The following is a 22,235-nucleotide window of genomic DNA, read 5'->3' on the forward strand; positions in this document are numbered from 1 at the left end:
CAGGTCCTGCACACCGCGGTGTGCAGGACCCGAACTCGTTGTCGTGTTCGCTCAGCCGAGGCTGAACGGCGCGCCCCAGAGGGTCACCCAGCTGATGACGTTGTCGGTTTCCACCTCGACGCTCACAAAGGAACGAGCCTGGGCGTAACCACCACAGCCGGACAGGCCGATGGTCTCGTCGGCCCAGGTCACCGAGCCCGACCCGCCCTTGAAGGCATTGCGGGTCTTGTGGGATTCATTGCCGTAGTCGTCGGGCATTTCGAGATCGAGAACGTAGAAGGACTTCGCCTGGCCGGGTCCGACGGTGAGCTCGCCGCCGGTGTTCACCTCGCCGAAGCCCACGCCCTCCACCACCTCGGCTCCACTGTCTCCGAGCGCATCACCGCCGGCGATGTTGACCTGGCACCCCACGGTGTAACCGGGGAAGATCTTGCCACCGCCATCACCGGACACCGAGACCTGCGCGCTACCGGAAACCCAGGCGTTGCGATGCGCCGGGGTGGACCCCATGGACGGATTGATATTGGCGGACTCGCCGACCAGGCTGATGTCCACGACAGTGCCGTCGGACAGCGTCTTGGTGATGTGGCCGCCCGGCAGCGGAACGAAGGTGTCGGCGTTCGCCGCACCTGTGGACAGCAAACCCAATGCCACGGTCGTCGCCGCCGTGAATCCGGCTACGCGCGCCATGCTCTTACGGTTGATCATCACAGTGACCCCTCGAGGGTGAATTCGTGTGAACGAGAAAGAGTTTCGATTCGGCCGATGATCAGCCGATGCTGAACGGCGCTCCGTACAGCGTGGTCTTGGAGTAGTGGTCACCGATGATCTCGACCACCGAGTAGGACCGGGCCTGTGCGTAGCCCGCGCAACCTTGGATATCGATCTCCGCGTCCTGGTACTCCACCGAATAGACGCCGGGCTTCAGAATGTCCTTGGCGTCGATCTGCACGAAGGCGACCTGACCAGGGCCGAGATGAAGGCCGATCGCACCACCGGCGGAGGCGCCGAGGGTCGATACTCCACCGGCCAATCCGGCAGCGATCGCGTCGTCACCGATGCTCACCTGGCAACCCACCATGTAACCCGTATTCAGCTGCGACGCACCATGCGTCGAAGAATTATTGGAACCGGAACGGTTCGTCGGTCCGTTGTACGGCCCGACCTCGCCCTCTGGCGTGACCTGCACATCGGCGCGGGCATTGCCCGACACCCACACGACACGACCAGCACCGTTGGCGGCCAGCGACGGGGATACCACGGCATGCTCGCCGGTGCGACTCAAAGTGACACCGGGGCCCAGCTTCTGGCCGTCCGGCAGTGGTACGAAGGTGTCCGCGTTGGCAGCACCGGCCGACAACAGGCCGATCGTCACGGCCACTGCGGCGCCCGCGCTCCACGCGCCGCGACGCCCGCGGTTGGTGCGGTTCTCGCTCATTCTTCCCCTCGAGGTATACGCAAATCCGACCTCGACCATCGAGGTCGATATCTGTGTTGCGCCCGGACCCAGCTGGGGTGTGTCACGCAGGACAGGCACCGCTGGCAACAGGACAGATGCGCCCTGCCGGGAGGTGGATCGAGAAGCTGGTCGTCACCGGATCGGCGCGACTCTCAGCCGATCGGCGAACGAAAACGCAAGATGATTTCGACTGCCGGGGCAGTTGATTCGGGTTCAACATAGTGAGACTGACTCGTAATGTCCAGCGATACAAGGGTGAGCGCACAACAAAACGGGCCGGTCGCATAGCGACCGGCCCGTTTCGAGTGCGGGATACGAACAGATCAGCCGAGGCTGAACGGAGCGCCCCACAGGGTCACCCAGGAGATGACGTTGTCGGTCTCGACCTCGACGGACACGAAGGCACGCGCCTGCGCGTAGCCGGCGCAGCCGCTCAGGCCGATGGTGGTGTCGGACCAGGTCACCGAGCCGGAGCCGTTCTTGAACTTGTTGCTCTTGCTGTGCGATTCGCTGCCGAAGTCGTCGGCCTGCTCGCGGTCGAGAATGTAGAACGAGGACGACTGGCCGGGGCCGAGCGAGAGCTCGCCGCCGGTGGTGATGCCACCGGAGCCGTTGCCGTCCTGGTCGATCGCGGCTTCGCCGCCGCCGGAGACGCCGCCACCCGAGATGTTGACCTGGCAACCCACGGTGTAGCCCGGGTAGATCTTGCCGGAGCCGCCGTCGGAAACGGTGACCTGAGCGCTACCGGAGACCCACGAGTTGCGGTGCACCGGAGTGGAACCCATGGACGGGCTGATCAGGGCCGACTCACCGACAAGGGAGATGTCGACGACGGTGCCGTCGGACAGCGTCTTGGTGATGTGTCCACCCGGCAGGGGAACGAAGGTATCGGCATTGGCCGCGCCCGTCGAGAACAGGCCGACGGCCACGGTGGCCGCAGCGCTGACGCCCGCCACCTTCGCCATGAACTTACGGTTGATCATAGGATTTGTCCCTCGAGGATTGAGTTCGCCGCAGCGAGAAGAAGATTCGTGCCGGATCGAAGAACGTCAGCCGATGCTGAACGGCATGCCGTACAGGGTGGTCTTCGAGTAGTTGTCGCCGATGACCTCGACGACGGTGTACGCCCGGGCCTGCGCGTAGCCGGCGCAGCCTTGGATCTCGATTTCCGCGTCCTGGTAATCGATCGCGTAGGTACCGGCCTTCAGGATGTCCTTCGAGCTGATCTGCACGAACTTCACTTCACCGGGGCCGAGGTTGACGCCGATGGAGCCGCCCGCGGTCACGCCGCCGGTGCTGATTCCGCCGGAGACACCGGCGCCGATGGCGTCATCGGCGATGCTCACCTGGCAACCGACGATGTAGCCGGTGTTCAGCTGGGAGGTGCCGTGCGTCGACGAGTTGTTCGAGCCGGGACGACCGGTCGGGCCGTTCCAGGGGCCGACCTCGCCCTCGGGGGTCTCGTTGACCTCGGCGACCGCGGTGCCCGAGACCCAGACGACGCGACCCGCACCGTTGGCGGCCATCGACGGCGAGATCAGTGCGGACTCGTGGGTGCGGGTGATGGTCACGCCAGCAGGGCTGACCTTCTGGCCGTCCGGCAACGGCACGAAGGTATCGGCATTGGCGGCACCGGTCGACAGCAGGCCCAAGGCCACGGCGGCCGCGGCAGCGCCGACGCCCGCGGCACGGACGCCACGGCGCACACCGGTGGTGCGGTTCTCGCTCATACTTCCCCTCATCAGGTGTCTAACAGCCGACTTCGACTTTCGAAGCCGGACAAATGGACCTCACAGGGCCCAGATCAGTGTGTCGCCCCTTTGTTGCCGTTACGTAACTAACTGTTATTTCGACGATACGGCCGGGGCCGGTGTGGCGAACCCGAGCCAGGGTTCCACCGGGTGGTTCAACGCACAGAGGTGGGAGTACTGCGGGGACCGATAGTTGGTGGCTCGATGGCGAACATTAAACGCCGTTACACGGATTCGGCAACGAAAGAGTTCGTAAATTTCACTGTGAAGCACGGCACACATTCGTACATCGCCACATGCCTTGACGTGCATTGATGCAGTCGCGAAGGCTCCTGTCATGACACCTTGACAGGAGATGGCCCCAGGTAACGATCTGGGTCGTCGAACGACAAAAGACCACGCTTTCGCGTGGTCTCGAGTATTTGTCCGCAGTGTGCGTTCATGCCGTAATCGGCAATTCCAAGGCGGCTTATTACGTAGCGGCTACGTAGATAACGGGCTGATCACCCGTGGTGCGGTGGAACTTGCGACCGTAACCAATCGTCGGTACCGGAGCCCCGTGATCGCTCGCCGCGTTCGTCGCCGGTGGTCTCCGGGAGAACATCGCCGAAGATTCTCGCCAGTCGCGCCGCCTCGGCCGCTTTCCGTCGCACCTCCGCCCCCGCAGCCTGTTTCCGGCCCCGATCATCGGGGCCGGAAACCGCGTCGTGCGGGTCGGATGTCATTCGTCCAGACCGGACAGTTCGCCGATCACCTTGCTGGCCAGCGGGCCGAGGGTGGCCATACCGTCGCGGACCGACGCGCGCGTGCCGGGCAGGTTCACCACCAGGGTGCTGCCGGAGATGCCTGCCACGCCGCGGGACAGACCGGCGTCGAGCGAGCCCGCCACCCGGCCGGACGCGCGCAATGCCTCGGTGATGCCGGGCAGTTCACGGTCGAGCACCTGGGTGGTGGCTTCGGGAGTGATGTCGCGCGGCGACATGCCGGTGCCGCCGACCGAGATCACCAGGTCGACGCCGCCGATCACCGCGGTGTTGAGCGCGTTGCGGATCTCGACCTCCTCGGCTTGCACCGTCACCGAGGCGTCGACGAGGAACCCGGCCTCGTTGAGCAATTCGGTGACGAGCGGGCCGAGCGAATCCACGCCGCCATGAGCCGTCCGATCGTCGACGACAACAACCAGTGCGCGCCCTGCCACGGGAGCATCGATGTCCATGGTCATCACCGTAGCGCCTACGCACGACAGGTTTGCGTTCGAACGCATCATCGGCCGCCTTCCGCCGCCGCGGCGGTGAGCGTGACCTCGACGGTCTTGGAGTTACCGCCCTGTTCGTCGGTGTAAGTCACCTTCACCTTGTCTCCTGGCTGGTGTGAGCGGACGGCGGCGATCAGCGCGTCGCCGGAGTCGATGGGGCGGTCGTCGAGGCGGGTGATGACGGCACCCGCGGGGATGCCTGCCTTGGCGGCAGGGCCGTCGGGAGTGGCCTCGAGTACGCGTGCGGCGGTGTCCTGCGGGCGCAGTTTGATGCCGATCTGGGCGTAGGTGGCATGGCCGGTCTTGATCAGTTCGTCGGCGACCCGGCGCGCCTGATCCACCGGGATCGCGAAACCGAGGCCGATCGAACCGCTCTGGGTGCCGCCCGCCGCCTCGCCGCCGAGGCTGGCGATGGCGGTGTTGATGCCGATCAGCTTGCCCTGTCCGTCGACCAGCGCGCCGCCGGAGTTGCCCGGGTTGATCGCCGCGTCGGTCTGGATCGCGTCGATCACCGGGTTCACCTGGCTCGGCGTGCCCTCGCCGCTGGTCGAGACCGGTCGGTTGAGGGCCGAGACGATGCCGGTGGTGACCGTGCCCGCGAGGCCGAGCGGCGAGCCGATCGCGATCACCGGCTGACCCACGGCCAGACCGTCGGAGGTGCCGAGTTCGATCGGCGTGAGCCCGGTCTTGCCGCTGACCTTGATCACAGCCAGGTCGGAGACCGGATCCGCGCCGATCATCGTGGCGGGCGCGGTGCTGCCGTCGCTGAACACCACTTCCATCTTCGCCGAGGCACCCGCGCCCGCGGCGACGTGATTGTTGGTGAGGATCAAACCGTCCGTGGACAGCACCACCCCGGAACCCTCGCCGGACGCGCGATTACCCGCGACCTTGATCATCACGACACTGGGCAACACCCGCTGCGCCACCGCCTGGGTGGACCCGGCGGGCGCGTTGGCGACGTTGTTGACCGCGGGCTTCGGCGCCTCGAGCGCATTGGTCACCGGCGCGGAACCCGAGTCGGTGGCGAGCACTCCGACGACACCACCGACACCACCGCTGACCAGAGCCAGCGCCGTCGCACCGGCGATCAGGCCGAGCCGCAGCGGCTTTCGCTGCGGAGTCGGCGCGGGACCGAATGCCTGGGGCTGCGCACCGTGCGACGGCTGACCCCCCTGCGAAGGCGGGCCACCGAACGCCATGGGGGCGGTGTGAGGCGCGGGATTCCCGAACGGCGCATGGTCGCTGTGGGCCTGCTGTCCGCCGTAGGGTGCCTGCCCGCTGAAGGGTGCAGGCTCGCCATGGGGCTGGTCGCTGTAGCGCGGCTGGTCGCCGAAGGGAGCCGGTCCGGCATGCTCGCCGTAGCGCGGCTGGTCGCCGAAGCCCGGCGCCTGCCCCCGGTGCCCGGCCGGTAGCCCCGACTCGGTGGGATGGCCCGTGTCGCCCGGTCCGGTAGCGGCGGGCCGGTCAGCGGGGTGCTGGGGATCGTCGGTCATGGTGTCTGTCTCCTCACGCTTGCTGACCAGCTTCCTGACGGCTACTGAGAGGCGCCTGAGATCGGACTATCAGTTCGCCGTGACTGACGGCGATCACCCGGCGTCGGACTCGTCGAGAACGATCGGCGCCTCCCCCGGCAACACGATGCGCACCAGCGCGCCGCCCCGATCGGAGGTGTCCACCGCGATGGTGCCGCCGTGTTTGGTCACCACCTGCTTGACGATGGCCAGCCCGAGTCCGGAACCGGGCATCGAGCGCGAGGCGGTCGTGCGGTAGAAGCGTTCGAAGACCAGTTCGCGTTCGCCGGTGGGGATGCCGGGGCCCGCGTCGCCGACGGCCAGTTCGAGCAGTCCGGGGCCGGCCGGGCGCATGGTGATCCGCACGACCGCGTCGGGCGGACTCCACTTCGCCGCGTTGTCGAGGACATTGAGGACGGCCCGTTCCAGCCCCGCCTCGTGCCCGTAGACGAACCAGGGCGCCAGATCGGCCACGAAGGTGATCCCCACCCGTCTGCGGCGCGCACGCTCGAGCGCACGCTCGGCCACCTCGCCGAGATCCACCCGCTCGTACACGGTTTCGGGAGCATCCTCACGGGCCAGGTCGACCAGGTCGCCGACCAGCGTCGACAGCTCACCGATCTGGGCGACCACATCGGCGCGCAATTCGGCCATGTCCTCGTCGGGCAGCCGGGGCGCGCCCGGCCTGCCCGAGGCGATGAGCAGCTCCATATTGGTGCGCAGCGAGGTGAGCGGCGTCCGCAGTTCGTGGCCCGCGTCGGCGACGAGCCGGCGCTGACGATCGCGTGATTCGGTCAGCGCCCGCAGCATCGTGTTGAAACTCTCGGTGAGTCTGGCCAATTCGTCGTCACCGGTCACCGGGATCGGCGTCAGGTCGTCGGTGCGGGCGACGCGCTCGGTGGCCGCGGTGAGCCGGGCGATCGGGCGCAGACCAGTGCGGCCCACCGCGGTTCCGGCGGCGGCGGCGAGCACGACGCCGCACGCGCCGACCACGAACAGCAGCCACGCCAGCTGATCGAGCACCTCGCGGGTGCGGTAGAGCTTCTGCGAGATGATCAGCGTCGCGCCGCTGTGCGTACGCGCGGCGAGTACCCGCTGGTCACCGACGGTGCGCAGCGAGGAATTGATCTTGCCGTCGGCCACCGCGAGCTCCTGGGCGCCGACCGGTGGAATTGTCTGCTGGGGTGGCATATACGGCTTGTGACCGGCATAGATCAGCGCGACGCCGACATCGTTGGAGAACAGCCCGGCCAGCACGATCGACTGGAAACCGGCGGTCTCGAAATTGTTGTTGATCATCGTCGCCGCGCGGGCCTCGAGCTGGGCGTCGACGTCGGCGTAGAGCGCGCGCGCCACCATCGCGTAGGCGGCGATCGAGGTGACCGCGACCGCGATCAGCACCACCGAAGCGGCCAGCAGCGTCACCCGCCAGCGCAGGGACACCGAGCGGGTGAGCGGGGTAGGCGGACGCATCTCACTCGCGTCCAGCGGCCTGCCGAGAACGGCGACCGCGGGTTCCTTGTGTGCCATCTCGCCCGCCTACGGAGGGGTCTCGCGCAGCACGTAGCCGACGCCACGCACGGTGTGGATCAGTCGTTCCTCGCCGTCGGCCTCGGTCTTGCGGCGCAAATAGCCGATATAGACCTCCAGCGCGTTGCCGGAGGTCGGAAAGTCGTAGCCCCAGACCTCTTCGAGGATTCGTCCGCGAGTGAGCACTCGGCGCGGATTGGCCATCAACATCTCGAGCAACGAGAACTCGGTACGCGTCAGACTGATCGCGCGTTCGCCGCGCGAAACCTCGCGGGTGACCGGATCCAGCGACAAGTCAGCGAACACCATCGCCTCCGACGCTTCACCGGGATCGGGCGTTCGACGACGCAGCAACGCCCGTAAACGCGCCAGCAATTCCTCCAACGCGAAAGGTTTCGGCAAATAATCGTCGGCGCCCGCGTCGAGGCCGGCCACTCGTTCGGACACCGAATCGCGCGCGGTCAAAACGAGAATCGGCAGATCGTCGCCCGTACTGCGCAGCCTTCGGCACACTTCGAGGCCGTCCAGGCGCGGCATCATGACGTCGAGAACCAGCGCATCGGGCCTGGCCGCGGTCACTTTCTCGAGTGCGTCCAGACCGTCGACAGCGAGGTCGACGGTGTAGCCGTTGAAGCTCAGTGACCGGCGCAGTGATTCCCGCACCGCGCGATCGTCGTCGACTACCAGAATGCGCATGTGCTGTAGTTTGCCGTGACCGACTGAGAACGTACTGAGAGGCCTCGGCGCGCCGAGCGTCGTGTTCTCGCCGGAGGTATGTTGTAGGTCTTGACAAACCCGAACGAATCGTCGTTGTGTCAGCGCATATTCGGCGAATTACAGACCGTGTGGCCCGGATTGCCGATGCCCACTCGGCACGGTATCTTTCCTGCGGTAAAAGAAGACCTCCAGTTGGTTCTGCGCTCGCATCGCTCCGCGACCTCCCCGCGCGGGCCGGGGTCACACGTGGAAGCAGAGGCAACGCACGCGGATGGAACCTGCATCGCGCTCCTGGCAATTCAGCCTGTCCAACTGGTCGGTTACGCGCAAGGTCGGTGTGGTGCTGGTGCTGCCGGTGATGCTCGCGACCACCTTCGCCGTGCTGCGGATCAACAACGAACTGCAGACGATGACGCAGCTGGGCGCGGCCACCGAACAGGCCACCGTCATCCGTCCCGTCGTCAAATTCGCCACCGCCACCGAACAACTCGCCGTCGCCGCGACGGCCAACTGGGGTGCGATCGCCGACCCCCAGACCGACGCCGCGCTCACCACCTACGACCAGGCGCTCGCCGAGGTGCAGAGCGCGCTGCGCTCGGCCCGCATCGACCCTGTCGTCGCCAGTGAACTCACCGCGGCCACCACCACCGGCGCCACCCTGCGCAATACCGTGCGCGGCGGGTCCCCGGCGATGGTCGGCGAGCAGACCGACGAGATCGGCGAACGGATCGGAAAGGCGCTGTCCAAGACCCCGCAGGTCCAGGACTTCGTCGTGCAGCGCTACTTCCTCCAGCTGGCCGCGCTGCACCAGGCCCGCCGGGTGCTCACACGCGAACGCACGCTGGTCGTCTCGCCCGAATCCGGTCGCAGCCAGAGCGCGCGAGCGAAGATGCTCGTCGAGCTCGGCTCCGAATCGAACATGATCAAGACCTATGCGATGGTCTTGCCCGACCAGGCGGGCAGCATGGCCGCGCTGCTCGACGCGGTGCAGACCCGGATCAGTGTGTTCAGCCAGAACAGCGGTGATCCGACCACCAACGCGGCGGTGCTCAACACGCTCCAGGTGAGCGCCGACACCTACGCCTCCACGATCTCCGCGCTGCTCGACAACATCGACCACACTCTCGACAGCAACACCGCGACGGCACAGACCGGCGCCCTGCGCGAGACCACCCTGGTGCTCGGCATGCTGCTGGCGGGCCTGGCGCTCGCGCTGGCCGTGGCCCGCACCCTGGTGGTGCCGGTGCGCAGGCTGCGCCGCGACGCGCTCGAGGTCGCGCATGTGAAGCTGCCCGACGAGCTGGCCGTGGTCCGCAGCGGCGGCGCGACGCCGGAGATCATGCCGGTGGGTGTGCACTCCACCGACGAGATCGGTCAGCTGGCCCGTGCCGTCGACGAGATCCACGAGCAGGCGCTGAATCTGGCGGGCGATCAGGCCCGCCTGCGCCTGCAGATCGGCAACATGTTCGAGACGCTGTCGCGGCGCAGCCAGTCGCTGGTGGAGCAGCAGCTCGCGCTCATCGAGGAACTCGAGCACGACGAGGACAACCCCTCGCGCCTGCAGACGCTGTTCCGCCTCGACCACCTCGCCACCCGCATGCGCCGCAACGGCGACAACCTGCTGGTGCTCGCGGGCACCGTGCTGCGCCGCGGTCATCTGCCGCCGGTGCCGCTGTCGGACATGCTGTGGAGCGCGGTCTCGCAAGTGGAGGACTACCAGCGGGTCGAGATCGGCAATGTGCCCGACGGCGTCGTGGCCGGTGAGTCCGCGGTCGATATCGAGCACCTGCTCGCCGAGCTCATCGACAACGCCCTGCGCTACTCCCCGCCGAGTACATCGGTGGCGGTCATCGTCGGCCGGGCGGTCGACAGCGGCTATCTGATCGAGATCACCGACCGCGGCCTCGGCATGTCGGCCGAGGATCTGCAGACGACCAACGACCGGCTCGCCTCCGGTGGTGAGGTGACCATCGAAACCGCCCGTCGCATGGGTCTTTTCGTGGTCGGCAGGCTCGCCAAGCGGCACACCATCACGGTCAGCCTGCGCCGTACCAGCGGTGCGGCCCCGCAGCCCGGCATCACGGCCAGCGTGCATCTGCCCAGTGCGCTCGTCGCGCCGTCGCCGCCCATGTCGTCGGGTCCGGCCACCGGGCCGAATCCGATCGTCCCCGCCGGGATCGGCCCGTACGCGCTGACTCCGGCCGACATCACCGGCCCGAATCCGATCATGCCGACCGGACCGCGCCCCTTGGTTTCGCTCGACGCCGTGACCGATCTCGACCTGCCCGCCTCACCGCTTCCCGCGCTGCCGACGTTCGCGGATCCGAATCCGCTCGTCCCGGCCAACGGTGCGAGCACGCCCAAGAACCCACTCACCAGTGTCGGTCTCCCGCAACGTGTTCCGGCCGCGGTACCGGCGCCCCCGCCGGAACCGGCCATCGTCGAACCCGTCGAGGACGCGGCACCGGCGGGCATGTGGGCCGAGCACGATCACGACACCGACGATCTCCCGGTGACGACCGATCCGGCAGCGCCCGCTCCCGACTCGTCGCCGTTCGGCCTGCCGCAGCGCATCCCCGCGAACGCGCTGGCCGAGCTCGCCGCGTCGTCCGCACCGGCCGCGCCCCAGGAGCCGCAACCCGCGCCGCGTCCCCTCGACGTCGACCCGATGCCGACGACGAGCACCCGTTTACAGCCGGTCTCCGGCCCGGCGCCGACCCCGATCTACCAGCGGATGGTCTCGGAGTGGCTCGTCGAACCCGCCTCGGCCCCCACCGAATCCGGTAACGGCAACGGCGCGTCGTGGAGCGCCCCCGGCGACGCGGGCTGGTCGGCCGCCGCCGAGGCGGACCACCCATCTACGTCCTCGCGAACGAGCGGCGGGCTGCCGATCCGCAAGCCGGGCGCTCAGCTCGTCCCCGGTGGGCTCACCCCCGCGGAGGAAGCGGGCGCTCGCGACCCCGAGGAGATCCGCAACAACCTGACCAGACATCTCAGCGGCGTCCGCAGCGGCCGTGCCGAGATCCAGTACAACGACGGAGGCCTCGAATGAGCAACGCGCACCCCACAGACGAGAATCTGAACTGGTTGGTCGCCCGCTTCACCCGCGACGTACCCGGCGTCTCACACGCGGTGCTCGTCTCGGCCGACGGACTGCTCCAGGCGACCAGTCCGCATCTACCCGCCGACCGCGCCGAGCAATTGGCCGCGGTCACCGCCGGTCTGGCCAGCCTGTCGATGGGTGCCGCGCACCTGTTCGACGGCGGCAAGGTGATGCAGTCGATCGTGGAGATGCAGCGGGGCTATCTGCTGGTGATGAGCGTCGGAAACGGTTCGCACCTGGCCGTTCTCGCCAACAAGAGCCACGACATCGGCCGCATCGGCTACGAGATGGCGTTGCTCGTCGACCGGGTGGGCTCGGCGGTTACCGCCACCGCCCGCTCCGCCGGCTGAGGTGAGATGTCGAGCCCTTACGGATCCGATCACCGGCCGACTACCCGGGTCAGGCCCTATGCCCTGACCTCCGGCCGCACCGAGCCCGCGATCGCGCTGCCCTTGGAGGCGGTCGTCGAGACGGTATCTTATACAGCGCACAACGACTGGTCCGCAGGCGATTTGCGGATCGAAATCGTGCGTCTTGCCACACATCGGCTTTCTGTCGTCGAGATTGCCGCATACCTTGGTCGCCCACTGGGTATGGTCCGGGTGATGATCGGTGATCTCGTAGTGGGCGGGATTCTTCGAGTGCATTCGACGCTGACCGAACAGGCGAGCTACGACGAACGCCGATCACTGATGGAGAGGACTTTGCGTGGACTCCGTGGCCTCTGATGGCATGCGCCCGCCGGCACAAGAACAACGGGTCGCGTCGACCAAGATCGTCGTAGCGGGCGGATTCGGCGCCGGTAAAACGACTTTCGTCGGTGCGGTGTCGGAGATCGTGCCGCTGCGCACCGAGGCGATGGTGACCCATTTCTCCGACGGCATCGACGATCTCGCCGAGACGCCGGAAAAAGAAACCACCACCGTGGCCATGGACTTCGGGCGCATCGTGCTGCCCGGCAACCTGGTGCTCTACCTGTTCGGCACCCCGGGCCAGAAGCGCTTCTGGTTCATGTGGGACGACCTGATCCGGGGCGCCATCGGCGCGGTGGTGCTCATCGACACCCGCAGGCTGGAAGACAGTTTCGCCGCCGTCGACTTCTTCGAGGCGCGTGGACTGCCGTTCCTGATCGCGGTGAACCGCTTCCCCAACGCTCCCCGCTTCCCCATCGCCGAACTGCGCGAAGCGCTCTCGGTGCGCGAGGGCATCCCGATCGTCGACATCGACGCGCGCAATGCCGTCGAGGTCCGTCAGGCACTGGCGGCGGTGACCGAATACGCCATCGCCCAGCTCGAGCCGCAGCAGTTCGAAGGAGCGGGCAGGCGTGCCTGATCTGCTCGCCGCGACCGGTGCCGAGACATTCGCGCACGGCACCGGGATCGCGTGGCTCGCGTTGGACCTGTCGGCGCTCGGCGCGCTGGTGGCGTTCGCCTGTATCCGGCATGCGAAGTACTCGATCCGGTTCCGGCTGATCTGGCTGACGATGGCCGCGGTCTCGCTCGGCGGGGTCGGGCTGTGGCTGGCGAATTCCGTCGCGCTGCTGGCGATGCGGGTGAACGACAGCACGATGCGCTACAACGTCGCGCTCGGTGCGGCGGCACTGGCCATCGCGGTGGTCGGCGTCCTGGCCGGATTGCTGATCAGTGGCCGGACCCCCCAGGTGCCGCGGCTGATCATCGGTGGGCTGACGATGGGGTTGAGCATCGGGCTGTCGACCTATCTGACCCTCGACGCGCTCGCCGTGCAGGGCACCGTCGACGAGTCACTCGGCCTCATCGGGGTGTCGGTGCTGGTGTCGATGGCGCTGTGCACCGCGACCCTGTGGGTATCGCAGGTGGTCCGGCGGGTGCCGATGCGGGTGCTGGTGTCGGTGCTGTTCGCGCTCGGCGTCGCGGCGGTGTATTACACGGCCATCGCCGCGCTGAGCTTCTCGATCGATCCGGGTATCCGGACACCGGCCGGGATGCCACTGTTCGACCTGGTGTTCCCGATGTTCGTGATCGGTGCGCTCGGCCTGACCGTGCCGATCACCGCGGTGCTGGTGGCGCCGGATCGACGCGATGTCGCGGTCCCGGTGCGTCAGCCCGTTCCGGCCCGTTGACCGCAACCAGCTAACGTCCGGTTTGTCGGAATATTTCCGGTCTTCCGCCCCGCTGATCCGAGCTCTCGCAACCTGCGGCGAACTGCCGCGAAAACCGCCTCTGAAGTGGCGATGAGCGGGTTCCCCATACTCGGGGAACCCGCCCTCCCGCACGAGAGTACATACCTGTGAGGGACTCCGCATCAGTGGTTCGGGAATTTTCTTGTGGCGAAAAACAAACCGAGAGTTGGTAATTCGACCGTCAGCAAATACCCCGCAAGCCCTTGCGCGCGTTCATGCCAAGTGGCATGCATCACACGGTTAACGGGGCGGTTGCCCCACACCCTCCCCTAGGGCCCTGAACAGGCAGAACAGCACCGCAGTAAGTCCCCTGGACAGATGGCAGGGCAGAACGAACCGCCGAGCCCCCGGAAGCCCACCACCTGGTGCGCCAACCGAGTTATGGTCGCTGATGGGCGCATCCGTCTCGCCCGGCACATCCAAGGTTCGTTCGAAGGAGTTCGCATGGCCGTCAACGTGGTGCTCGACAAAGTCCTCGACAAGGAATTCGAGAACAAGACGCTCGCCGAAATTCTCGCCGCGCCCCCGTCGGCGCTGGCCGGCCTCACCGAGGCGCACGACAAGCAACTGCTCGAGGCGCTGAAGATCAAGACCATCGCCGACCTGGGCAACAACAAGTTCTTCCAGCTCGCCGCGACCCTCGTAGCGCTGGCCGAACGAGAAGGATGACGCGGGCCGCAAACCCAGGGCGGTAGAGACAGGCAACGGCCTGCCGGGCGGTTCCGGCAGGCCGTTGTCGTCGGCGTCAGAGCCGGGCGGGGTCGATCATGCCCTTGCGGACGGCGTTGACGATGCGGCGTGGCACTCGGTACTCGACACCGCCCACTGTCACCGGGACCAGCTGCGGGACTTCCGCTTTCCACTGCGCGCGTCTGCTTCGGGTGTTCGAGCGCGACATTCTGCGCTTGGGGACCGCCATGATTCAGCCTTCCTTGCCTGCGCGCGAGCGCTTTCCGTACTTGCGCTCGAACTTCTCGACCCGGCCCTGGGTGTCGAGGTTGCGGGCGGTGCCCGTCCAGAACGGGTGCGAATCCGAGGTCACGTCGACCAGCATGAGCGGGTAAGTGTTCCCGTCGGCCCATTCGATCGTGCGGTCGCTGTTCGCGGTCGACCTGGTCAGGAACTGCTTGCCGGTGCTCGCGTCCTCGAACACGACGGGGTGGTAGTCGGGGTGGATGCCCGCTTTCATGCCGTTTCTCCTCTCGGGTTTGTGCGCTCGCTCGCCGAGGCCGTTGCCTCGGTGGGATCGGCGCAGGGATCTTGATGCCAGTCGCCGAAGGGGTCCTCCCACAACGCGACTCGTTCCGGCGCCCGGTCGACGAGCAGCAGTTCGTCGTCCTCGACCAGCGCCCAGTGCAGGGCGTGCCGGATCTCGGCGGGGTCCGCGTCGTGAGCCAGGATCACCAGCGACACATCGCGATCGCCGAATCGCTCGTCCCAGCCCAGCGCGCCCATCGCCCGCCGATCCGGGTCGGCGCCGGCCTGTTCCTCGGCGCTCATCGCGGCCAGCCAGCGACCGGCGCCGCCGACCCGCAGCCCGCCACCGGCCGACTCGAGCCAGACCACGTGGTCGGGCTGGGTCGCCAGCCAGATCCGGCCGCGGGCGGTGACCACGCCGTCGAGGAGTACGTCGAGGGCTTCGTGCAGCCGCTCGGGATGAAACGGCCTGCGCGCGGCGAATTCGACGATCGAGACGCCGCAGTCGGTGCTCAGCGGCGGCTGCCCCCGCAGCAGCGGTGCGTGCGCGTCGAAGATCCGGCCCCGGCGTGAGTGCGCGGGCACGCGGGTCAGCAGCGCACCGATCTCGATGGCGTCGAAGCCGGACAGGTCGGGCAGCCAGGCGACCGGCGCCGCGGGTGCGAGGCGGGCGAGCACGGCTGCCAGCCGCTCGTGATCGAGCGCGTCGGCGCCCGCGGTGAGTACCACCAGCGCGTCGGCGAAGTCGACCTGGCCGACAGCCACCTGCGCGACCGTGCGCTCGTCGTCGGCCGAGGCGAGCCCGCGATCGGCCAGCACCTCGTCACCGGTGGCATCGGCGAGCCACTGTTGCCCGTCCAGGCAGGTCAGCACGGCTTCGATCCGCACGCTGCGGCCCGCGGGCCCGTCGACACGATCGGCCACCCCGCTGACCTCGACATGCTCGATCGCGTGGCACAGCGCCTCCGCCTCGATGCCGGGATCCAGCGCGAGCACGATCCGCTCGACGTGATCGCGGGTGGCGAGCGTGCACAGCATCGGCAGCAGATCGGCGCGCAGCGTGCACGACACGCACCCGTGCGCCAGTTCGAGCACCGTGGTGCTCACGTTGCCCGCGGTCCGCACCGTGCGCCGCACCACGCCTTCACGTAGCTCGGCGAGGTCGTGATGCACCACCACGGTGCCCGCGTCCTCGCTCAGCGTCGCCGCGATGTGCTCGACGCCGCCCATGGCGGGTCCGGAGAAGCCGGCCAGCAGCACCACGGGCGTTCTCCGGTCTGACTGGTCCAGCACCCGATACCCCTTTCGACAATGATTTTCATTTACCTCACGGCGACTGTACAGTGCGGAATAATCGTTGTCGAAAATGGTTGTCATAACCATGGAAGGAGGTCGCATGTCGGCCCACTGCCAGGTCACCGGTCGCAAGCCCGGCTTCGGAAAAGCCGTCTCCCACTCGCACCGGCGCACCAACCGACGCTGGAACCCCAATATCCAGCACAAGACCTACTACCTGCCCAGCGAGGGCCGCCGCATCACGCTGACGGTCTCCACCAAGGGCATCAAGACCATCGACCGCGACGGGATCGAGGCCGTGGTGGCCCGCATCCGCGCTCGTGGGGACAAGATCTAGGAGCTGAACATGGCCTCGAAAGCGACCGATATCCGGCCGATCGTCAAGCTGAAGTCCACCGCGGACACCGGCTTCACCTACGTCACCCGCAAGAACCGCCGCAACGACCCCGACCGGCTGGTTCTGCGCAAGTACGACCCCGTCGTGCGCCGCCACGTCGACTTCCGGGAAGAGCGCTGATGGCGAAGAAATCCAAGATCGCCCGCAACGAGCAGCGGCGCGAGATCGTCGAACGGTTCGCGGCCCGGCGCGCCGAGCTCAAGGAGATCATCCGCAAGCCGAGCACCGGCGAGGCCGAACGCTCGGCCGCCCAGGCCGAACTGCGCAACCAGCCACGCAATGCCAGTCCGGTACGATTGCGCAATCGGGACGCTGCTGACGGCCGCCCACGCGGCTATCTCCGCAAGTTCGGCCTCTCCCGTGTTCGTGTGCGCGAGATGGCCCATCGGGGTGAGCTTCCCGGGGTCCACAAATCGAGCTGGTAGAGACTCCCCAAACTGATTCGTGAGAAGGAATATCCCATGGCAGTGAAGCGAGCACCGTCCAAGAAGGCACGCGCCGACCAGGGGCGTAAGCCGAAGAAGAATCCGCTGATCGCCGCGGGCATCGAGTACGTCGACTACAAAGACGTCAACCTGCTGCGGACCTTCATCTCCGATCGCGGCAAGATCCGCAGCCGCCGCGTCACCGGCCTGACCCCGCAGCAGCAGCGTCAGGTCGCCGTCGCGGTGAAGAACGCGCGGGAGATGGCGTTGCTGCCGTTCACCACCACCAAGTAGCGCCGTGAACACGAGAATGGCCCCGAAGCTGTTGCCTCGGGGCCACTTTCGTCTGCGCCTTACGGGATGGTCAGTACCTGACCGGCGTTGATCAGATCCGGATTGTCGATACCGGAGGCCGCGGCGATCTCCTGGTAGCGGTTGCCGTCACCGTAGAAGCGCTCCGAGATCGCCCACAGGGTGTCGCCCGACTCGACCGTGTAGGTCTGCGCGGCCGGCGGCGGCGGGACCTCCTCGGCGATCGGGGCCGCCGCGACCGGCTCCGGCGCGGGCAGCGGGTTGTCGGTATTGGTGGCGGTGGCCCACGCGACCGAGCCGTCGGTGCCGTAGAGCACCACGTTGCGGTCGGGCTGCACGACCAGCTTCTCGACGTTCTTGCCGCTGGTGTCGGTCGCCCAGATACGCGCGCCGCCACCGCTGTAGACGACGAAGTCGCCGTCGTGCTGCAGGGCCGCGCGCTGCGCGTCCTGCCCGTGCGTCATGGCGGCCCAGACGACATTGCCGTCGGGCTCGGTCAGCACCAGGTTGCCATCCGGCTGCAGAGCCAGGGTGTACGCACCGCCGGTCAGGGACTGCCCCAGTCCCAGTTCTTCGCCTACGCGCAGCGTGTCGGCCACGTTGTTCCTTTCGAAGATCGCCAATTGCTTCAGCCCAACAGAAGATGCCGGCCGATTGCCGCAGAGCCGCATCGAAGCCGAATGTAGTCGCCGCGGCCGGGAAATGGAGGAGTTATGCGCAGGGTTCGCGGAAAGTTCACGGCCGGGCCGGGCCGTCTAGGGTCGACACCATGAGAACGATGTCGCGCTACACCGCCGCCGCGGCAGCCGTGGCCGTGCTGATCGCACCGCTCACCGCCTGCGGATCCTCGGATGATGCTGCGCCCCAACCGAATACATCGACCACAAACACCCGGCCCGAAGACCCGAACCCCGGCATCGGGCAACCCTTCACCGCGGATCCCACCCTCGTCAATCCGCACCCGATCCCGTTCACGTCCTGGAACCGGCTGAGCGAGAACAAGATCAGCGTCAACTTCCAGACCGGCAACCCCGAGTGCTACGCCGTGGACGCCTCCGTCACCGAAACCGCCGAGGTGGTCACCGTATCCCTGCGCTCCGGGACCCGAGCGGACTCCGTGAACAAGATGTGCACCATGAACGCCGTCTTCGGCACCTTGGAAATCCCCTTGAGTTCCCCGCTGGGCAGCCGCAAGGTAGTCGACGCCGGATAGCCGAAACGGGTGCCGCACCGAGGATTCGGCGCGGCACCCGTTTCGGGTTCGGACTCAGTGAGCGAAGTGGCGTGCGCCTGTCAGGTACAGGGTGACGCCGGCTTCCTTGCAGAGTTCGATGGTGTCCTTGTCGCGGATCGAACCGCCGGGCTGCACGATCGCGCGAACACCCGCGGCCACCAGGATCTCCGGCCCGTCCGAGAACGGGAAGAAGGCGTCGGAGGCGGCGACGGAACCCTTCGCACGCTCACCCGCGCGCTCGACGGCGAGCTTGCAGGAATCGACACGGTTGACCTGGCCCATGCCGACGCCGACCGCGGCGCCGTCCTCGGCGAGCAGGATCGCGTTCGACTTCACCGAACGGCATGCGCGCCAGGCGAATTCGAGGTCGGCCAGGGTGGTGACGTCGGCCGGGTCGCCCGCGGCGAGAGTCCAGTTGACCGGATCGTCGCCCTCGGCGTCGAGAACGTCGCGGTCCTGCAGCAGCGCACCGCCGCTGATCGGGCGCAGCTCCACGCCCTTGCGCTGCGGCGCGTCGGCCACCAGCACGCGCACGTTCTTCTTGCGCTGCAACACTTCCACGGCACCGGGCGCGTACCCGGGGGCGATGATCACCTCGGTGAAGATCTCGGCGACCTGCTCGGCCATCTCGACGCTCACCTCACGGTTGGCCGCGATCACGCCACCGTAGGCACTCACCGGGTCGGTGGCATGCGCCTTGCGGTGCGCCTCGGCGATATCGCCCGCCACGGCGATGCCACACGGGTTGGCGTGCTTGATCACCGCGACCGCGGGCTCGTCGAAGTCGAACGCGGCTCGCCAGGCGGCGTCACCGTCGGTGTAGTTGTTGTACGACATCTCCTTGCCGTGCAACTGCTTCGCCTGCGCGATCCCGACCGTGCCGTCGTTGCTGGTGTACAGCGCGGCGGCCTGGTGCGGGTTCTCGCCGTAGCGCAGCACCGCGGCGCGCTCCCACGAACCGGCGACCCAGCCGGGGAACTGCTCGGTCTCCTCGGCGACGGCGGGCACGGCGACCGAGCCCATCCAGCTCGCGACGGCCACGTCGTAGCTCGCGGTGTGCTGGAAGGCCTTGGCGGCCAGCGCGGTCCGCTCGGCGAGGGTGAACCCGCCGGACTTCACCGCGGCGAGCACGTCGTCGTAGTCGGTGACGTCGACGACCACACCCACCGACGGGTGGTTCTTCGCCGCGGCACGCACCATCGACGGCCCGCCGATATCGATCTGCTCCACACACTCGTCCACGCTCGCGCCACTGGCCACGGTCTGGGTGAACGGGTACAGGTTCACCACCACCAGCTGGAACGCCTCGACACCCAGTTCCACGAGCTGCTCGACATGCTCGGCACGACGGGTGTCGGCCAGGATGCCCGCGTGCACGCGCGGATGCAGCGTCTTGACCCGGCCGTCGAGGGTCTCCGGGAACCCGGTCAGATCCTCGACCTTGGTGACCGGAATCCCGGCCTCGGCGATCTTGCCCGCGGTAGACCCCGTCGACACCAGCTCCACACCGGCCGCGTGCAGCCCGGTGGCGAGCTCGACGAGCCCGGTCTTGTCGTAGACGCTCACCAGCGCCCTCTGGATCGCCTTACGTTCACTCACCGGCGTGCTCGCTCACTGGTATTTCTGCCTTTCGTCCGTCGGAGACAATGCCTCGCGTCGCGACGGCGGCGATGACCTCCGCCAGTAACCGTCGCTCGACAACCTTGATGCGCTCCTGCAGCGTGTCCTCGTCGTCGCCGGGCATCACGGCGACCGCTTCCTGCGCGAGGACCGGGCCGGTGTCCACGCCCGCGTCGACCAGGTGCACGGTGCAGCCGGTGACCTTGACGCCGTAGGCGAGCGCGTCACGCACCCCGTGCGCGCCCGGGAACGACGGCAGCAGCGCGGGATGGGTGTTGATGAGACGACCGCCGAAACGTTCCATGAACGCGGGGCCGAGGATTTTCATGAAGCCGGCCAGGACCACCAGATCGGGCTTGTGCGCGTCGACGGCCTCGGTGAGGGCGACGTTCCAGGCGTCCCGGTCGGAATAGTCTTTGAGCCCCACCTTGAAGTGCGGCACACCGGCGGCCTCGGCGTGCGCGGTGGCCGGGCAGTCCCGGTCGACACCGACGGCCACGATCTGCGCCGGGTAGCCGGGCTCGCGTGCGGCGGCCAGCAGTGCGTTGAGCAGCGAGCCGGTGCCCGAGGCCAGAACGACGACGGTGGCCGGTGTTCTGGCGGGCTTCCACGGGGCAAACGAGGACGTCAGCGCTCTACTCCTGCGTGTGATCGGGCGGCGGCGATGGCGACAGGCGCCGGGTCGAGCTTAGCGACCGGGGGTCTTGTCCTCGTCCGGCAGGTCCGACTCGACCACTTCGACGTCGACGATGTCGTCGGCGGGCTCGTCGGTCGAGCCGGGCGCGGCGATGCTCACTTCGAGGTCGTCGTCGAAGTCCTCGACCAGTTCGCCGTCGACTTCGACTGCGGGATCGTCGTATTCGACAGCATCGGCGTACTCGTCGGGATCGTCGTCCTCGTCGTCGTACTCGTCCTCGTCGTAGTAGTCGTAGTCCTCGTAGTCGTCTGCGTCGTCGTAGTCGTCGTACACCTCGGCCGGCGCGGTCGGTGCCAGGAAGCGGCGGGCGAACACCATGCCGACGAAGCCGCCGAAACCGAACCAGGTGACCATCAGCACGACCAGCATCAGCAGATCGACGCCCACCCACCCGACGGCGCCGAGCTGACCGCTGCCGAAGATCGCGAGCATCAGGAACGTCAGCGTGGACAGCGCGGCGCAGGTGAGCGTCGCCCACGGCGCGCCGGGCCGGTCATCGCTGGTGCGGCCGAGTTCGATCCCGCCGAGCACGCCGACGGCGAGCGGGACCAGCAGCAGCGCCGCCCACCACGGGGACGCGGGGCCTTCCGGCACGGGGATCAGCGCGGGCAGCACCGGCATGTGCCCGCCGGTCACGCCGAACAGCCCGACCGAGCCCGCTCCGAACAGCACCGCGGCGCCGCTGAGGATCCCCGCCGCGCCGATCACCACATTCGGCAGATAGAGCAGGGAAAGCAAGGTCATACCCAGCACGTCGGTGACGTTGTGGGCCTGCTGGAAGGCACCGTCGAGCCGGGACAGATGCGCGAAGAAGGAGATCACGGTGGCCAGCACGGCGCAGCCGAGCATGCGCAACACGGTGCGACGCGCCGCGCGGGCGCCGAGGACCGCCCATTCCGGGATCTCGATCGGCACCAGCGCGCACAGCGAACTCCACGCCCGGCCGGCGATCCCGGCGGCGGCCGCGAACAGATACAGCACGAACACCCAGCCGAAGGCCGCGATCGGACCCGAGGATTCGAGCGGGGTGACACCCGCGGCATCGCCGGTGACGGCGAGGCAGACGGCCGTCATCAGCAGCGGTCCGGACAGCACGGCACCGGTCAACCAGCCCAGCTCGACGGGAGTCGGGCGGTTCGGAACGGCCCGCGCGCATTCGCGGGCGGCCAGCCAGACCAGCACGGCCGTCGGCGCCAGCGGCAGCAGGCCGAGGGTCGTCCTGCCGACCGTGAGCGGAACCTGGTGGGCGGCAAGCCACGTCGCGGCGACCGCGGCGGGCGCACTGGTGAGATCGGTGCCGGTGGTGAGCATGACCACGAGGACGAGCAGCACCGTCGCCGCCAAGGCGGTGATCGTCGGCCTCGCCGCGACCAGCAGCAGGGTTCGCGCCCGCTCGGGCGAGAGCGACCACCAGCCGGGCTCCTGCCCGGGCGGTGATGCGGCGACTGTCTCCCCGGTGCCGCGTGACCCGGAGGTCCGGCGCACGAGGGCGTTACGGGAGCTCATGACAATTCAGCGTGGCAGCTTCCCCGGCGGCCGCGGGTCAGGCGCGCCGCGAGCCCACAGG

At 67.8% G+C, this 22,235-nt stretch carries 26 protein-coding genes; 11 read left to right on the forward strand and 15 right to left on the reverse strand.

The features are described from left to right. Nucleotides 1-51: 51 nt before the first annotated feature. From ACWFRF_RS32235 to ACWFRF_RS32270, 8 genes are all read right to left on the reverse strand, one after another. Nucleotides 52-708, reverse strand: coding sequence for an MspA family porin (locus ACWFRF_RS32235; RefSeq protein ID WP_379318356.1), 657 nt, complete (start codon nucleotides 706-708; stop codon nucleotides 52-54). A 61-nt stretch (nucleotides 709-769) separates the two neighbouring features. Then, nucleotides 770-1,438, reverse strand: coding sequence for an MspA family porin (locus ACWFRF_RS32240; protein ID WP_378993259.1), 669 nt, complete (start codon nucleotides 1,436-1,438; stop codon nucleotides 770-772). Between the two features lie 344 nt (nucleotides 1,439-1,782). Continuing rightward, entirely contained in the window at nucleotides 1,783-2,442 is a 660-nt protein-coding gene (locus ACWFRF_RS32245) for an MspA family porin (RefSeq protein ID WP_378993260.1), read from the reverse strand. 66 nt (nucleotides 2,443-2,508) lie between these two features. Beyond that, nucleotides 2,509-3,189 carry an MspA family porin gene (locus ACWFRF_RS32250; RefSeq protein ID WP_378993261.1) on the reverse strand — a complete coding sequence of 227 codons (681 nt, stop codon included), beginning with the start codon at nucleotides 3,187-3,189 and terminating at the stop codon, nucleotides 2,509-2,511. A 742-nt stretch (nucleotides 3,190-3,931) separates the two neighbouring features. Then, complete coding sequence (locus ACWFRF_RS32255) at nucleotides 3,932-4,474, reverse strand: MogA/MoaB family molybdenum cofactor biosynthesis protein (RefSeq protein ID WP_194826720.1); 543 nt, start codon at nucleotides 4,472-4,474, stop codon at nucleotides 3,932-3,934. Continuing rightward, nucleotides 4,474-5,961, reverse strand: coding sequence for a trypsin-like peptidase domain-containing protein (locus tag ACWFRF_RS32260; protein WP_452453887.1), 1,488 nt, complete (start codon nucleotides 5,959-5,961; stop codon nucleotides 4,474-4,476). Before ACWFRF_RS32260 ends, ACWFRF_RS32255 begins: the two co-directional genes overlap by 1 nt. 93 nt (nucleotides 5,962-6,054) lie before the next feature. Continuing rightward, nucleotides 6,055-7,509: a sensor histidine kinase gene (locus ACWFRF_RS32265; protein ID WP_378993264.1), complete on the reverse strand. Its 1,455-nt coding sequence runs from the start codon at nucleotides 7,507-7,509 to the stop codon at nucleotides 6,055-6,057. Between the two features lie 9 nt (nucleotides 7,510-7,518). Beyond that, the gene (locus ACWFRF_RS32270) at nucleotides 7,519-8,205 is read right to left on the reverse strand and encodes a response regulator transcription factor (RefSeq protein WP_358071318.1); all 687 of its coding nucleotides are present in this window, start codon (nucleotides 8,203-8,205) and stop codon (nucleotides 7,519-7,521) included. A gap of 292 nt (nucleotides 8,206-8,497) precedes the next feature. Between ACWFRF_RS32270 and ACWFRF_RS32275 the strand changes: the two genes are divergently transcribed. The 6 genes from ACWFRF_RS32275 (at nucleotide 8,498) to ACWFRF_RS32300 (ending at nucleotide 14,159) form a co-directional block, all read left to right on the forward strand. Further along, nucleotides 8,498-11,278 carry an ATP-binding protein gene (locus ACWFRF_RS32275; protein WP_452453889.1) on the forward strand — a complete coding sequence of 927 codons (2,781 nt, stop codon included), beginning with the start codon at nucleotides 8,498-8,500 and terminating at the stop codon, nucleotides 11,276-11,278. Next, a complete protein-coding gene (locus tag ACWFRF_RS32280) occupies nucleotides 11,275-11,679 on the forward strand; it encodes a roadblock/LC7 domain-containing protein (protein ID WP_056813970.1) in 405 nt (134 codons plus the stop codon). Before ACWFRF_RS32275 ends, ACWFRF_RS32280 begins: the two co-directional genes overlap by 4 nt. A 6-nt stretch (nucleotides 11,680-11,685) precedes the next feature. Continuing rightward, complete coding sequence (locus tag ACWFRF_RS32285; protein WP_056813973.1) at nucleotides 11,686-12,057, forward strand: DUF742 domain-containing protein; 372 nt, start codon at nucleotides 11,686-11,688, stop codon at nucleotides 12,055-12,057. Between the two features lie 4 nt (nucleotides 12,058-12,061). Continuing rightward, the gene (locus ACWFRF_RS32290; RefSeq protein WP_266295760.1) at nucleotides 12,062-12,661 is read left to right on the forward strand and encodes a GTP-binding protein; all 600 of its coding nucleotides are present in this window, start codon (nucleotides 12,062-12,064) and stop codon (nucleotides 12,659-12,661) included. Beyond that, entirely contained in the window at nucleotides 12,654-13,430 is a 777-nt protein-coding gene (locus tag ACWFRF_RS32295; protein WP_378993267.1) for an MHYT domain-containing protein, read from the forward strand. Before ACWFRF_RS32290 ends, ACWFRF_RS32295 begins: the two co-directional genes overlap by 8 nt. A 504-nt stretch (nucleotides 13,431-13,934) precedes the next feature. Continuing rightward, on the forward strand, nucleotides 13,935-14,159 hold the full coding sequence (locus ACWFRF_RS32300; protein ID WP_336084385.1) for a hypothetical protein: 225 nt from the start codon (nucleotides 13,935-13,937) through the stop codon (nucleotides 14,157-14,159). A 76-nt stretch (nucleotides 14,160-14,235) separates the two neighbouring features. On the opposite strand, the gene rpmF is transcribed toward ACWFRF_RS32300, so the two are convergent. Genes rpmF through mrf form a run of 3 tightly spaced genes read right to left on the reverse strand, consistent with a single transcriptional unit; the run spans nucleotide 14,236 to nucleotide 15,980 of the window. Continuing rightward, the gene (rpmF, locus tag ACWFRF_RS32305; protein ID WP_378635926.1) at nucleotides 14,236-14,409 is read right to left on the reverse strand and encodes a 50S ribosomal protein L32; all 174 of its coding nucleotides are present in this window, start codon (nucleotides 14,407-14,409) and stop codon (nucleotides 14,236-14,238) included. 3 nt (nucleotides 14,410-14,412) lie between these two features. Continuing rightward, nucleotides 14,413-14,679 carry a type B 50S ribosomal protein L31 gene (locus ACWFRF_RS32310; RefSeq protein WP_378635925.1) on the reverse strand — a complete coding sequence of 89 codons (267 nt, stop codon included), beginning with the start codon at nucleotides 14,677-14,679 and terminating at the stop codon, nucleotides 14,413-14,415. Then, nucleotides 14,676-15,980, reverse strand: a complete 1,305-nt coding sequence (gene mrf, locus ACWFRF_RS32315; RefSeq protein ID WP_452453893.1) for a ribosome hibernation factor-recruiting GTPase MRF — start codon at nucleotides 15,978-15,980, stop codon at nucleotides 14,676-14,678. The genes ACWFRF_RS32310 and mrf overlap by 4 nt, the downstream gene beginning before the upstream one ends. Before the next feature lie 103 nt (nucleotides 15,981-16,083). Between mrf and rpmB the strand changes: the two genes are divergently transcribed. Genes rpmB through rpsR form a run of 4 tightly spaced genes read left to right on the forward strand, consistent with a single transcriptional unit; the run spans nucleotide 16,084 to nucleotide 17,099 of the window. Then, entirely contained in the window at nucleotides 16,084-16,320 is a 237-nt protein-coding gene (rpmB, locus tag ACWFRF_RS32320) for a 50S ribosomal protein L28 (RefSeq protein WP_194826729.1), read from the forward strand. Between the two features lie 9 nt (nucleotides 16,321-16,329). Then, nucleotides 16,330-16,500 (forward strand): 50S ribosomal protein L33, encoded by a 171-nt coding sequence (gene rpmG, locus ACWFRF_RS32325; RefSeq protein WP_378635921.1) that lies wholly within the window; start codon nucleotides 16,330-16,332, stop codon nucleotides 16,498-16,500. Beyond that, a complete protein-coding gene (gene rpsN / locus ACWFRF_RS32330; protein ID WP_378993269.1) occupies nucleotides 16,500-16,805 on the forward strand; it encodes a 30S ribosomal protein S14 in 306 nt (101 codons plus the stop codon). The genes rpmG and rpsN overlap by 1 nt, the downstream gene beginning before the upstream one ends. 36 nt (nucleotides 16,806-16,841) lie before the next feature. Then, nucleotides 16,842-17,099 carry a 30S ribosomal protein S18 gene (gene rpsR / locus ACWFRF_RS32335; RefSeq protein WP_067449582.1) on the forward strand — a complete coding sequence of 86 codons (258 nt, stop codon included), beginning with the start codon at nucleotides 16,842-16,844 and terminating at the stop codon, nucleotides 17,097-17,099. A gap of 59 nt (nucleotides 17,100-17,158) precedes the next feature. On the opposite strand, the gene ACWFRF_RS32340 is transcribed toward rpsR, so the two are convergent. After that, entirely contained in the window at nucleotides 17,159-17,716 is a 558-nt protein-coding gene (locus tag ACWFRF_RS32340) for a LysM peptidoglycan-binding domain-containing protein (protein ID WP_378635915.1), read from the reverse strand. A gap of 170 nt (nucleotides 17,717-17,886) precedes the next feature. On the opposite strand from ACWFRF_RS32340, the gene ACWFRF_RS32345 reads away from it, so the two are divergent. Next, the gene (locus tag ACWFRF_RS32345) at nucleotides 17,887-18,330 is read left to right on the forward strand and encodes a hypothetical protein (protein WP_452453897.1); all 444 of its coding nucleotides are present in this window, start codon (nucleotides 17,887-17,889) and stop codon (nucleotides 18,328-18,330) included. Between the two features lie 54 nt (nucleotides 18,331-18,384). On the opposite strand, the gene purH is transcribed toward ACWFRF_RS32345, so the two are convergent. From purH to ACWFRF_RS32360, 3 genes are read right to left on the reverse strand one after another with little or no spacing between them, the layout of a single operon-like run. Then, nucleotides 18,385-19,950, reverse strand: a complete 1,566-nt coding sequence (gene purH, locus ACWFRF_RS32350) for a bifunctional phosphoribosylaminoimidazolecarboxamide formyltransferase/IMP cyclohydrolase (RefSeq protein ID WP_378993273.1) — start codon at nucleotides 19,948-19,950, stop codon at nucleotides 18,385-18,387. Beyond that, a complete protein-coding gene (gene purN, locus ACWFRF_RS32355) occupies nucleotides 19,943-20,623 on the reverse strand; it encodes a phosphoribosylglycinamide formyltransferase (protein ID WP_378636340.1) in 681 nt (226 codons plus the stop codon). Before purN ends, purH begins: the two co-directional genes overlap by 8 nt. Before the next feature lie 36 nt (nucleotides 20,624-20,659). Next, entirely contained in the window at nucleotides 20,660-22,174 is a 1,515-nt protein-coding gene (locus ACWFRF_RS32360) for a cell division protein PerM (protein WP_452453899.1), read from the reverse strand. Nucleotides 22,175-22,235: the final 61 nt, after the last annotated feature.

The sequence above is a fragment of the Nocardia sp. NPDC055165 genome (assembly GCF_053606985.1).

Excerpts from the sequence above, each read along its gene's own strand:
- ACWFRF_RS32270 (WP_358071318.1), bottom strand. The coding sequence starts at position 8,205 with ATGCGCATTCTGGTAGTCGACGACGATCGCGCGGTGCGGGAATCACTG.
- ACWFRF_RS32275 (WP_452453889.1), top strand. The coding sequence starts at position 8,498 with ATGGAACCTGCATCGCGCTCCTGGCAATTCAGCCTGTCCAACTGGTCG.
- ACWFRF_RS32345 (WP_452453897.1), top strand. The coding sequence starts at position 17,887 with ATGAGAACGATGTCGCGCTACACCGCCGCCGCGGCAGCCGTGGCCGTG.
- rpmB (WP_194826729.1), top strand. The coding sequence starts at position 16,084 with ATGTCGGCCCACTGCCAGGTCACCGGTCGCAAGCCCGGCTTCGGAAAA.
- ACWFRF_RS32360 (WP_452453899.1), bottom strand. The coding sequence starts at position 22,174 with ATGAGCTCCCGTAACGCCCTCGTGCGCCGGACCTCCGGGTCACGCGGC.
- ACWFRF_RS32290 (WP_266295760.1), top strand. The coding sequence starts at position 12,062 with ATGCGCCCGCCGGCACAAGAACAACGGGTCGCGTCGACCAAGATCGTC.
- ACWFRF_RS32280 (WP_056813970.1), top strand. The coding sequence starts at position 11,275 with ATGAGCAACGCGCACCCCACAGACGAGAATCTGAACTGGTTGGTCGCC.
- rpmG (WP_378635921.1), top strand. The coding sequence starts at position 16,330 with ATGGCCTCGAAAGCGACCGATATCCGGCCGATCGTCAAGCTGAAGTCC.
- rpsR (WP_067449582.1), top strand. The coding sequence starts at position 16,842 with ATGGCAGTGAAGCGAGCACCGTCCAAGAAGGCACGCGCCGACCAGGGG.
- ACWFRF_RS32255 (WP_194826720.1), bottom strand. The coding sequence starts at position 4,474 with ATGCGTTCGAACGCAAACCTGTCGTGCGTAGGCGCTACGGTGATGACC.
- ACWFRF_RS32250 (WP_378993261.1), bottom strand. The coding sequence starts at position 3,189 with ATGAGCGAGAACCGCACCACCGGTGTGCGCCGTGGCGTCCGTGCCGCG.
- ACWFRF_RS32265 (WP_378993264.1), bottom strand. The coding sequence starts at position 7,509 with ATGGCACACAAGGAACCCGCGGTCGCCGTTCTCGGCAGGCCGCTGGAC.
- ACWFRF_RS32235 (WP_379318356.1), bottom strand. The coding sequence starts at position 708 with ATGATCAACCGTAAGAGCATGGCGCGCGTAGCCGGATTCACGGCGGCG.
- ACWFRF_RS32245 (WP_378993260.1), bottom strand. The coding sequence starts at position 2,442 with ATGATCAACCGTAAGTTCATGGCGAAGGTGGCGGGCGTCAGCGCTGCG.
- ACWFRF_RS32260 (WP_452453887.1), bottom strand. The coding sequence starts at position 5,961 with ATGACCGACGATCCCCAGCACCCCGCTGACCGGCCCGCCGCTACCGGA.
- ACWFRF_RS32310 (WP_378635925.1), bottom strand. The coding sequence starts at position 14,679 with ATGAAAGCGGGCATCCACCCCGACTACCACCCCGTCGTGTTCGAGGAC.
- ACWFRF_RS32300 (WP_336084385.1), top strand. The coding sequence starts at position 13,935 with ATGGCCGTCAACGTGGTGCTCGACAAAGTCCTCGACAAGGAATTCGAG.
- rpsN (WP_378993269.1), top strand. The coding sequence starts at position 16,500 with ATGGCGAAGAAATCCAAGATCGCCCGCAACGAGCAGCGGCGCGAGATC.
- ACWFRF_RS32285 (WP_056813973.1), top strand. The coding sequence starts at position 11,686 with ATGTCGAGCCCTTACGGATCCGATCACCGGCCGACTACCCGGGTCAGG.
- ACWFRF_RS32240 (WP_378993259.1), bottom strand. The coding sequence starts at position 1,438 with ATGAGCGAGAACCGCACCAACCGCGGGCGTCGCGGCGCGTGGAGCGCG.
- rpmF (WP_378635926.1), bottom strand. The coding sequence starts at position 14,409 with ATGGCGGTCCCCAAGCGCAGAATGTCGCGCTCGAACACCCGAAGCAGA.